This is a genomic window from Streptomyces sp. NPDC048584 (assembly GCF_043199595.1).
Taxonomy (GTDB): Bacteria; Actinomycetota; Actinomycetes; order Streptomycetales; family Streptomycetaceae; genus Streptomyces; species Streptomyces edwardsiae.
On sequence record NZ_JBICWF010000022.1, the window covers coordinates 79,921 to 90,876 of the forward strand.

Consider the following 10,956-nt stretch of genomic DNA (forward strand, 5'->3'; position numbering starts at 1 on the left):
AACGGAACGTGATCGACGCGTACGAGGATCCCGGCACGCCCGACCGGCGGGGCGGGGCCCGGTATCTGTGGTGGCTGGTGCTGCGGCAGCCGGGGCGGTGTGGGTGGGGGGCGGTGCTGAGCTGTGCGTGGATGGTGCTGCTGGCGGCGACCCCGTATCTGATGTCGCGGGCCGTGGACGACGGGCTGGAGCCGGGGGACATGCGGGCGCTGGCGTGGTGGACCGGCGCCCTGATCGTGGTGAACGCCTTCAACTCGTGGCTGGGCATCATGCGGCACCGCACCATGACGCTGGTGCGGATGGACGCCAACTTCCGCACGGTGAAGGTGGTCGTGGGGCAGACGGTACGGCTGGGAGCGTCGCTGGAGCGGCGCACCGGTGCCGGGGAGATCGTCACCATCGGGGTGGGCGATGTGCAGATGATCGCCCATTCGCTCACCGCCGTCGGGCCGGGGATCGGCGCGGTCGTGGCGTATCTCGCGGTGGCCGGGCTGCTGTTGTCGGTGTCGCCGCTGCTGGCGGTGGTGGTGCTGCTCGGGGTCCCGGTGATCGGTCTCACCGTGGGACCGCTGGCGGGGTGGCTGCAGGGCACGGAGACGGAGTACCGGGAGCGGCAGGGCGTGCTGACCGCGCGGATCGGTGATCTGGCGGGCGGCCTGCGGGTGTTGAGCGGGCTCGGCGGGAAGAACCTCGTCTCCGACGCCTTCCGCCGTGACTCGCGGCGGCTGCGCGATCAGGGCTACCGGGTGGGCGCGGTGACCAGCTGGATGCAGGCACTCTCCGCGGGTCTGCCGGCGCTTTTCCTCGCGGGGGTGACCTGGATCGCGGCGCGGCAGGCCGCGCAGGGACACATCAGTGTGGGCGAACTCGTGTCGGTGTACGGCTATGTGGCCATTCTGGTGTGGCCGGTGATGTTCCTCATCGAGTGCGGCTACTCGCTGAGCCGGGGCGTGGTGGCCGCCCGCCGGGTGACGGCGCTGCTGCGGCTGGAGCCGCCGGCCGACGCCGCCACCGCCGACGCGCCGGCCGAGCCCTCCGTGCTGTACGACCCGGAGTCCGGGGTACGGCTGCTGCCGGGCCGGCTGACCGCGCTCACCGCCGCGCGTCCCGCCGACGCGCTCGCCGTGGTGGACCGCCTCGGCCGGTACGCGCCGTCCGGCGTGACCTGGGGCGGGGTGCGGCTGGACGAGATCGCGCTCGCGCGGGTGCGGGAGCGGATCCTGGTCGCCGATCCGGAGGCGGACCTGTTCGCCGGTCCGCTGCGGGAGGTGGTGGCCGGGCGCGGGGATCCGTCCGACGAGAAGGTGCTGGGCGCGCTGCGCGCGGCGGCCGCCGAGGACATCGTGCAGGGCCTGCCCGACGGGCTGGACTCGGTCGTGTCCGCGCAGGGCCGCAGCCTCTCCGGCGGCCAGCGGCAGCGCGTGCGCCTGGCGCGGGCGTTGCTGGCCGACCCTGAGGTGCTGCTGGCGGCGGAGCCCACGTCGGCGCTCGACGCGCACACCGAGGCCACGGTCGCCGACCGGCTGCGGGAAGCCCGCAGGGGCCGTACGACGCTGCTGGTCACCACCTCGCCGCTGGTGCTCACGCGGGCCGACGAGGTGGTCTTCCTGGTCGACGGGAAGGTCTCCGCGAGCGGCAGCCACCAGGGGCTTCTCGACTACGAACCCGGCTACCGGGAGCTGGTGGCCAGGGATGCCGGGGAAACCACCGCCGAGGAGGTCGCGGGATGAGCGGGGAACGACTTCCCCTGGCCGAACCGGCCGATGTGCGCCGGGCCGCCACGGAGCTGGTGCGGTCGGACGGGCGGGCCTTCGCCGGTGTGCTGGCGCTGAACGGGCTGGCGGCCGTGGTCGGACTGGCCGGGCCCTGGCTGCTGGGGCGGATCATCGACGAGGTGCGCGGCGGCGGCGGGGTGGCCGTCGTCGACCGGCTGGCGCCGGTCATCCTGCTGTGCGCCGTCACGCAGCTGCTGCTGTCCCGCTGGGCCCGGTTCGTGGGGCACCGGTTCGGTGAGCGGACGCTGGCGCGGGTGCGGGAACGGTTCGTGGACCGGGCGCTGGCGCTGCCCTCGTCGGTGGTGGAGCGGGCGGGCACGGGCGATCTGACGGCCCGGGGGACGGCGGATGTCACCACGGTCGGTACGACCCTGCGCGACGCCGGGCCGTCGCTGCTGATCAACGCCGTGCAGGCGCTGTTCGTGGTGGTCGCGGTCCTGGTGGTGAACCCGCTGCTGGGCTTCCTCGGACTGCTCGGTCTGACGCCGATCTGGCTCGTGCTGCGCTGGTATCTGCGCCGGGCCCGCGACGCCTATCTCGCCGAGGGGGCGGCGAACTCGGACGTCGCGGAGATCGTCGCGGCGACCGCGTCCGGGGCCCGCACGGTGGAGGCGTTCCGGCTCGAGGAGCGGCGGATCCGCGCCAACCGGGAGGCGCTGGAGACCTCCCGCCGCACCCGGTTCCGCACCCTGTTCCTGCGCACGGTGTTCTTCCCGGTGGTCGAGGTGTCGTACGTCGTACCGGTCGCCGGGGTGCTGCTGATCGGCGGCTGGCTGCACGGGCGGGGCGCGGTGAGCCTCGGGGAGGTGGTGGCGACCTCGCTGTATCTGCTGCAGTTGAGCGGCCCGCTGGACGAGGTGCTGATGCGGCTGGAGCAACTGCAGGCCAGCGGCGCCTCCTTCGCCCGGGTGGAGGGGCTGGCGCGGGCGCCGCGGGCGGCGGAGCGGGGCGACAGTCCGGATCCGGCCGACGACCGCATCGACGTGACGGGCGTGCGCTACGCCTACGACGGCGGCGGGGAGGTGCTGCACGGGGTCGATCTGACGGTGACACCGGGCGAACGGCTGGCCGTGGTGGGGCCGTCCGGCGCGGGCAAGACCACGCTGAGCCGACTGCTGGCGGGCGTGGACGCGCCGACTGCGGGGGCGGTGACGGTGGGCGGGGTGCCGGTTTCCGGCCTGGACCCGGAGCGGCTGCGCCGGCAGGTGGTACTGGTCACCCAGGAGCACCATGTGTTCCTCGGTACGGTTCGCGACAATCTCCGGATCGCCGAACCGGAGGCAGGGGACGAGAGGTTGTGGGCGGCGCTGGCCGTCGTCGGTGCCGAGTCCTGGGTACGGGAGCTGCCGGAGGGCCTGGACACGGAGCTGGGCGAGGCCGGACACGCCACGGACGGCTCCCAGGCGCAGCAACTCGCGCTGGCCCGGGTGGTCCTGGCCGACCCCCACACCCTGATTCTCGACGAGGCCACGGCCCTCCTCGACCCGACGACGGCCCGCCACACGGAACGAGCCCTGGCGGCGGTCCTGGCGGGCCGCACGGTCATCGCCATCGCGCACCGCCTCCACACGGCCCACGACGCGGACAGGGTGGCGGTCATGGAGAACGGCCGTCTCACCGAACTGGGCACCCACGAGGCGCTGGTGGCGGCAGGCGGCGCCTACGCGGCGTTGTGGAACTCCTGGCACGGCGACCGGCCGTCGATCAGCCCGTCCGACGTCTGAGGACGAGGCCCGAAGGGCCGAAGGGGGGTCTGGGGCACAGCCCGGGGACGGGAAGGGAAGGGGCGGTGGGGGCGAAGAGACCCCCAAACCCCAGCCCCCGGACTTGACTGTTCGTATACCGAACCCGCACCCCCGCCCAGCGAACGGTTTCCGCCAAATTCCTGACGCGCTCCTGACAGAAACCGCGATCCCCTGCCACTCTTCCCACGGCCGCCGAACAGCAACCCCACGCACACCTCACCGCTGCCACGCGGCCACCGTGATTCGCACTTCCGTTCTGCCCGGCCGGCCCACCCGCCGTCCGGTCTCCCCAGGCCGCGCGACCCGCGGCCCCGCAGAAGGAGTCAGCGTTGAGAAGCAGGTCGTCCCACAGACGCACCCCCCACACGCACCGCCGTGCCGCCGCCGTCGCCCTCGCGGGCGTCGCCGCGCTGATCGCCACGGCCGTGCAGTCCGGCAGCGCCACCGCCGCCCCCGAGCAGACACCGGCGGCCGCGAGCAAGGCCAAGCCGGGCTCGGAGTCCGTCCGGCTCACCCCCGCGCAGCGCGCCGAACTGATACGCCAGGCCGACGCCACCAAGGCGGACACCGCCAAGGACCTCGGCCTCGGCGCGAAGGAGAAGCTCGTCGTCCGTGACGTCCTCAAGGACAACGACGGCACCGTGCACGTCCGTTACGAGCGGACGTACGACGGCCTGCCCGTCCTCGGCGGCGACCTGGTCGTGCAGGGTGACAGCGCCGGCGCGGCCGACTCCGTCGTCAAGGCCACCCGGACCGCGGTGCGGCCCGCGACCACCACCGCCAAGGTGCCGGCCGCCAAGGCCGAGCAGCAGGCGCTGTCCGCCGCGAAGGCCGAGAAGGCCGAGGGCGCCGACGTCGACCGCGCCCCGCGCAAGGTCGTCTGGGCCGCCCAGGGCAAGCCGGTCGTGGCGTACGAGACGGTCGTCGGCGGGCTCCAGCACGACGGCACCCCGCAGGAACTGCACGTCGTCACCGACGCCACCACGGGCGAGCAGCTGTACACGTGGGAGGCCATCCAGAACGGAACCGGCCACACCGTCTACAGCGGCACCGTCGACCTGACCACCACCCAGTCCGGGTCGTCGTACAACCTCACCGACGGGGCGCGCGGCGGACACAAGACGTACAACCTGAACCGGGGCACCTCCGGCACCGGCACGCTGTTCTCCGGCTCCGACGACGTCTGGGGCAACGGCAGCGCCTCCAACGCGGAGTCCGCGGCCGCCGACGCCCACTACGGCGCCGCGCTGACCTGGGACTACTACAAGAACGTGCACGGCCGCAGCGGCATCCGCGGCGACGGCGTGGGGGCCTACTCCCGGGTCCACTACGGCAACAACTACGTCAACGCCTTCTGGTCCGACAGCTGCTTCTGCATGACGTACGGCGACGGCTCCGGCAACGCCAACCCGCTGACCGCGATCGACGTGGCCGCGCACGAGATGACCCACGGTCTCACCTCGAACACCGCGGGCCTCAACTACAGCGGCGAGTCCGGCGGACTCAACGAGGCGACCAGCGACATCTTCGGTTCGACCGTCGAGTTCTACGCCAACAACTCCTCCGACGTCGGTGACTACCTCATCGGCGAGGAGATCGACATCAACGGCGACGGCACCCCGCTGCGCTACATGGACAAGCCGAGCAAGGACGGCGCGTCCAAGGACGCCTGGTACTCCGGCATCGGCAACATCGACGTGCACTACTCGTCCGGCCCCGCGAACCACTTCTTCTACCTGCTGAGCGAGGGCAGCGGCACCAAGACCATCAACGGTGTCAGCTACGACTCGCCCACCTCGGACGGCCTCCCGGTCACCGGCATCGGCCGCGCCAAGGCGGAGAAGATCTGGTTCCGCGCGCTGACCACGAAGTTCACCTCCACCACCAACTACGCGGGCGCCCGCACCGGCACCCTGGCGGCGACCGGTGAGCTGTACGGCACCGACAGCGCCGAGTACAAGGCGGTGCAGGACGCGTGGGCGGGCATCAACGTCGGTACGCGCTCCGACGGCGGCGGTGGCGGCGGTACGTCCTTCGAGAGCACCGCCGACGTGACGATCCCGGATGCCGGCGCGGCCGTGACGTCCGCGATCAGTGTCACCGGGCGCACGGGCAACGCGCCGTCCAACCTCCGGGTCACCGTGGACATCGAGCACACCTGGAGCGGTGACCTGGTCGTCGATCTGCTCGCCCCCGACGGCACGGTGTACCCGCTGCGCAGCCGCACCGGCGGCTCCGCGGACGACATCAAGGAGACCTACACGGTCAACGCCTCGTCCGAGACCGCCAACGGAACGTGGCGACTGCGGGTGCAGGACCAGGCACGGTACGACACCGGCTACATCAGCGGCTGGTCGCTCACCTTCCCGTAAACCGGGCACGAGCGGTCCGAGCGGCGCCCCCGGCTTTCTCCAAGGCGGGGGCGCCGCCCTACTCTTGGGACCCATGTCTTCGGCGGACTTCACCTACGACCACGTCGGCGCGACCCGGGAACCCGGTTCCCGCCCTCCCGGCTTCCATCCGCTGCACGTCCGTACCCGGCTGGGCGAGGGCCACGAGGTGTTCCGGCAGGCGGCTCAGGCGCTGTTCGGCTGGGAGATGCACCGGGAACTGGGGCTCGGTGTCTCGGCCGACGCGGAGCGGGCGGCACCGGATGTCGATGTCACGCTCACCCTCGCGGGGGTGGTGAGGGCGCCGTGCCGGGTGGTGTGGACGGTGGAGGAACACCGGCGGGCGGGGTGGGCGTACGGCACGCTGTCGGGGCATCCGGAGTCGGGGGAGGAGTCCTTCGTGGTCGACCGGACGGGTGATGGCACGGTGTGGCTGACGGTGTCTGCCTTCAGCAGGCCGGCGCGCTGGTATGCCCGGGCCGGCGGGCCGGCCACCCGCGCCCTCCAGCTGGCCTACGCCCACCGCTATGGCAAGGCCCTCCGCCACCTGGCCACAAGGGGCATCCCCCAGGACTGACGGCCGCCTCCGCAGCCTGCGGGCAGCCGCGGGCGGGCGCAGGCGGCACCCCCACTCCCCCAGCCTGCGGGCAGTCGTGCCGCTGGGGCGCAGGCGGCACCCCACCAGCGGGCCGCGCCCCCAGCCCCCGGGCAGCCCCACTCCCCCAGCCTGCGGGCAGTCGTGCCGCTGGGGCGGCACGGGTGGGCGCAGGCGGCAACCCTCCAGCGGGCCGCGCCAGTTCCTCGCCCCCGCCGCCCCTTCCCGTCCCGTCCCCGGGGCTGCGCCCCGGACCCCCTTTCGGCCCTTCGGGCCTCGTCCTCAAACGCCGGACGGGCTGGGTTGCCCGCCGGACGGGCTGAAGGACGCCGGCTCGGCGGGGCTCACCGCATCAGCAACCCCGCCGCCCCCGCCAACTCCTCGGACGGCACGGCCACCAACCCCAGCTCCGCCCCCGACGCCAGCAACCGGTGCCCCGGCAGGATGCGGACCGTGTAGCCGAACGGACCCGTGCGGTCCAGGGCGAGCGGGCCCTCGTAGATCCAGCGCCCGTCCCCGTCCGGCACCCCCACCGGCTTCAGCGCCACAGCGGCCGCATCCGTGATGCGATCCTCCTCGTCCACCCGCCCGGACACCGCCTGCACCTCCACGTCCTCCGGCTTCAGCCCGCCCAGCCCCACCCGCACCCGCAGCCCGAGCGTCGTCCCGAGCTGCGCGGTCGTCGCGGTCACGGACGTCTCGACGTGGTCGACGGTCACCGCGTGCCAAGCGGCCCGCACCCGCGCCTTCCACCCGGCCAGCGCCCGAGCCGCCTCCGCGTCCATCGCCCGGTGCGTGTGCGCGGCAGGCGTGTACAGCCGCTCCACGTACTCCCGGACCATCCGCCCGGCCAGCACCTTCGGCCCCAGCAGGCTCAGCGTCCGCCGCACCATGTCGATCCACCGGTCGGGCAGCCCGCCCCGCCCCCGGTCGTAGAAGCATGTGGTGATCCGCTGCTCCAGCAGGTCGTACAGCGCCGCCGCCTCTATGGCGTCGCGCCGCTCCGGATCGGTTCCGATCCCGTCCGCGGTGGGGATCGACCACCCGAAGTCCGGCTGGAACCACTCGTCCCACCAGCCGTCGAGCACCGACAGGTTGAGGCAGCCGTTGAGCGCCGCCTTCATCCCGCTGGTGCCGCACGCCTCCAGCGGCCGCAGCGGATTGTTCAGCCAGATGTCGCAGCCAGGGTAGAGCTTCTGCGCCATCGCCATGCCGTAGTCGGGCAGGAACACGATCCGGTGCCGTACGCGCGGATCGTCGGCGAACCGGACCAGCTCCTGGATGAGCCGCTTGCCGCCGTCGTCCGCCGGATGCGCCTTGCCCGCGACGACGATCTGCACCGGCCGCTCCGGATGCAGCAGCAGGCTCATCAGCCGGTCCCGGTCGCGCAGCATCAGCGTCAGCCGCTTGTAGGACGGGACGCGGCGGGCGAAGCCGATGGTCAGTACGTCCGGGTCGAGCACCCCGTCGATCCAGCCCAGCTCCGCAGCCCCGGCCCCGCGCTGCCGCCAGGACGCGCGCAGCCGCTCACGCACCTCGAGGACCAGCAGCTCCCGCAGCGACCGGCGCAGCTCCCAGATGTCCTGGTCGGCGATGTCCGCGACGGAGTCCCAGCGGTCCGAGTCGCCGACGCTCAGCGCCTCCTCGGCGCGCTGGGCGCCGATCTGCCGGGCGCCGAGCCGGTACACCTCGGGGGCGACCCAGGTGGGCGCGTGCACCCCGTTGGTCACGGAGGTGATCGGCACCTCCTCGGGGTCGAAGCCCGGCCAGAGCCCGGAGAACATCTCCCGGCTGACCTGGCCGTGCAGCAGGGAGACGCCGTTGGCGCGCTGCGCCAGGCGCAGGCCCATCACGGCCATGTTGAACAGGTTGGGCTCACCGCCGGGGTAGCTCTCCATGCCGAGCCGGAGGATGCGGTCGACCTCCATGTTCGGCAGTTCGGCGTGCGGGCCGAAGTGCCGGGCGACCAGTTCCCGGTCGAACCGGTCGATGCCGGCCGGGACGGGCGTGTGCGTGGTGAACACGGTCCCCGCGCGGACCGCCTCCAGCGCGGCGTCGAAGTCCAGCCCCTCCGCCCGCAGTTCCGCGATGCGCTCCAGGCCGAGGAAACCGGCGTGCCCCTCGTTGGTGTGGAACACCTCGGGCGCGGGGTGCCCGGTCAGCTCGCAGTACGTGCGGACCGCGCGGACACCTCCTATACCGAGCAGCATCTCCTGCAGCAGCCGGTGCTCGCTGCCGCCGCCGTAGAGCCGGTCGGTCACCCCGCGTTCGCCGAGGTCGTTCTCCTCGATGTCGGAGTCGAGCAGGAGGAGCGGGATCCTGCCCACCTGGGCCAGCCAGATCCTGGCCCGCAGCGAGCGGTCGCCCGGCAGGGCGAGGGTGACCTGGGCGGGGGTGCCGTCGGACTCCTTGAGCTGGTCCAGGGGCAGCTCGTTGGGGTCGAGGACGGGGTAGTGCTCCTGCTGCCAGCCGTCGCGGGACAGGGACTGGCGGAAGTAGCCGTGCCGGTAGAGCAGGCCGACGCCGATGAGGGGGACGCCGAGGTCGCTCGCGGCCTTGAGATGGTCCCCGGCGAGGATGCCGAGACCCCCGGAGTACTGCGGCAGGGCGGCCGTGATCCCGAACTCCGGGGAGAAGTAGGCGACGGCGGCGGGCAGCCGGTCGGGCTGTGCCTGGTACCAGCGCTCGCCGGTCATATAGGCGTCCAGATCGGCCGCGACCGCGTCGAGCCGTTCCAGGAAGTCACGGTCACCGGCCAGCTCGGTGAGCCGTTCGGTCGCCACGCTGCCGAGCAGCCGTACGGGGTCGGCTCCCGCGGCGGCCCAGCGGGCGGGGTCGACGGAGCGGAAGAGGTCACGGGTCTCGGCGTGCCAGGACCAGCGCAGATTGCGGGCCAGGTCACTGAGGGGGCGCAGGGGTTCGGGGAGCACGGGTCGGACGGTGAATCGACGGATCGCCTTCACAAGCCACCTCGGCGCGTTCGTGAGAGACGCGGTGTGCGTCCGGGCATCGCTGCCGACAGTACCGGCGTGAACACGCTCCGCGCGGGAGGCAAGAGGACGCGCGCCCCTCCGCGCCACCAACCGAAACGATTCACCCCATGGCCGATATGGCCGATTTCCCTACCTCCGTACCTCACGTCACCGCCCTTGGTGCCACCTGGGCGGCCGGCACGCCGGCCGGCAGGACAAGAAACCGGCCTTTTCCGGCTTCGGTTCCGCCGTGACCCGGTCCGTCCCCGGGGTCCCGCACCTTCGGCTCCGTGGCGGGCGGCACCGCGCGGGAGACCCTCCCGGGTACGGCCAAGGCGTCCCGCCCGCGGCGACGCCGTCCCCCGCCGGGCACCCCGGCGCGGACGGCGCGGGCGCTGGTCAGGAGTACGGCGGACGGAGAGGCGGGCGGGCCCGCCGGACCGGCCGCCCGAGGTGCCGCGCGGGGAGGCGCACCCGCGCGGGGTGCCGTGCGGCGTGCGCCCGTGGCGGCACCGGCGGACATGGGAACGAGCCCATCGGCGACCGGCTCCGTACCGTGCGGAGGCGGCCGGTCTTGTGTGTCGACATACGCGCGAGTAGTTAACAAACCGCCGGATTGCCCACCCGAACAGTGTGGGAAGGCTCCTGCGGGTACACCCCACAGAAACCCCGCAGGACCCACCTCCCCACAGTCATCCGCCCACCCACGTTGACGCGGACAGGAGCGGTCATGCCCGCCAAGCACCACTCGTCCTCACCCCCGGCGCCCAGCACCCCGACGCCACCGGAACGCGGCGTCGGGGCAAGTCCTCCACCGTCCCCCGCCGGTCCCGCGACCGCCGTGGGGCGCATCCCCGTCCTCGACGTCCGGCCGATGGTCCGGGAGGGGCGCAGGCCCGCGAAGGCCGTGACCGGTGAGACGTTCGAGATCTCGGCGACCGTCTTCCGTGAGGGACACGACGCGGTGGCCGCCAATGTGGTGCTGAAGGATCCGGAGGGGCGTCCGGGGCCGTTCACGCCGATGCGGGAGCTGGCGCCGGGCACGGACAGATGGGGGGCGGCCGTCACCGCCGGGGAGCCCGGACTGTGGACGTACACCGTGGAGGGGTGGGGCGATCCGGTCACCACCTGGCGGCACCACGCGCAGATCAAGATCCCGGCGGGCATGGACATCGACGTCGTCCTGGAGGAGGGCGCCCGGCTGTATGAACGGGCGGCGGCCGGGGTGCCCGGGTCCGGGTCCAGGAAGGTCCTCCTCGCCGCCGTGGACGCCCTGCGTGACGAGGGCCGTCCGGCGGCGTCCCGTCTGGCGGCGGCGTTGACGCCGGAGGTGGACGCGGTGCTGGCCCGGCATCCGCTGCGGGAACTGGTCACCAGCAGCGATCCGCTGCCCCTGCTGGTGGAACGCGAGCGTGCCCTGTACGGCGCCTGGTACGAGTTCTTCCCCCGCTCCGAAGGCACACCGCAACAGCCGCACGG

At 73.1% G+C, this 10,956-nt stretch carries 6 protein-coding genes; 5 read left to right on the forward strand and 1 reads right to left on the reverse strand.

Annotated elements, in window-relative coordinates:
* Positions 1 to 8: 8 nt before the first annotated feature.
* The 4 genes from ACGFR9_RS33985 (at position 9) to ACGFR9_RS34000 (ending at position 6,487) form a co-directional block, all read left to right on the forward strand.
* Positions 9 to 1,730 carry an ABC transporter ATP-binding protein gene (locus ACGFR9_RS33985; protein WP_393216548.1) on the forward strand — a complete coding sequence of 574 codons (1,722 nt, stop codon included), beginning with the start codon at positions 9 to 11 and terminating at the stop codon, positions 1,728 to 1,730.
* Entirely contained in the window at positions 1,727 to 3,499 is a 1,773-nt protein-coding gene (locus ACGFR9_RS33990) for an ABC transporter ATP-binding protein (protein WP_393216550.1), read from the forward strand. Before ACGFR9_RS33985 ends, ACGFR9_RS33990 begins: the two co-directional genes overlap by 4 nt.
* Before the next feature lie 350 nt (positions 3,500 to 3,849).
* Positions 3,850 to 5,892, forward strand: coding sequence for a M4 family metallopeptidase (locus tag ACGFR9_RS33995; RefSeq protein ID WP_393216552.1), 2,043 nt, complete (start codon positions 3,850 to 3,852; stop codon positions 5,890 to 5,892).
* Positions 5,893 to 5,965: 73 nt separating this feature from the next.
* The gene (locus ACGFR9_RS34000) at positions 5,966 to 6,487 is read left to right on the forward strand and encodes a DUF1990 domain-containing protein (protein ID WP_393216553.1); all 522 of its coding nucleotides are present in this window, start codon (positions 5,966 to 5,968) and stop codon (positions 6,485 to 6,487) included.
* A gap of 362 nt (positions 6,488 to 6,849) precedes the next feature.
* On the opposite strand, the gene ACGFR9_RS34005 is transcribed toward ACGFR9_RS34000, so the two are convergent.
* Positions 6,850 to 9,468 carry a glycosyltransferase family 1 protein gene (locus tag ACGFR9_RS34005; protein WP_393216555.1) on the reverse strand — a complete coding sequence of 873 codons (2,619 nt, stop codon included), beginning with the start codon at positions 9,466 to 9,468 and terminating at the stop codon, positions 6,850 to 6,852.
* A 739-nt stretch (positions 9,469 to 10,207) separates the two neighbouring features.
* On the opposite strand from ACGFR9_RS34005, the gene ACGFR9_RS34010 reads away from it, so the two are divergent.
* Positions 10,208 to 10,956, forward strand: a 749-nt coding sequence (locus ACGFR9_RS34010) for a maltotransferase domain-containing protein (RefSeq protein ID WP_393216557.1), incomplete at its 3' end; no start/stop codon positions are given.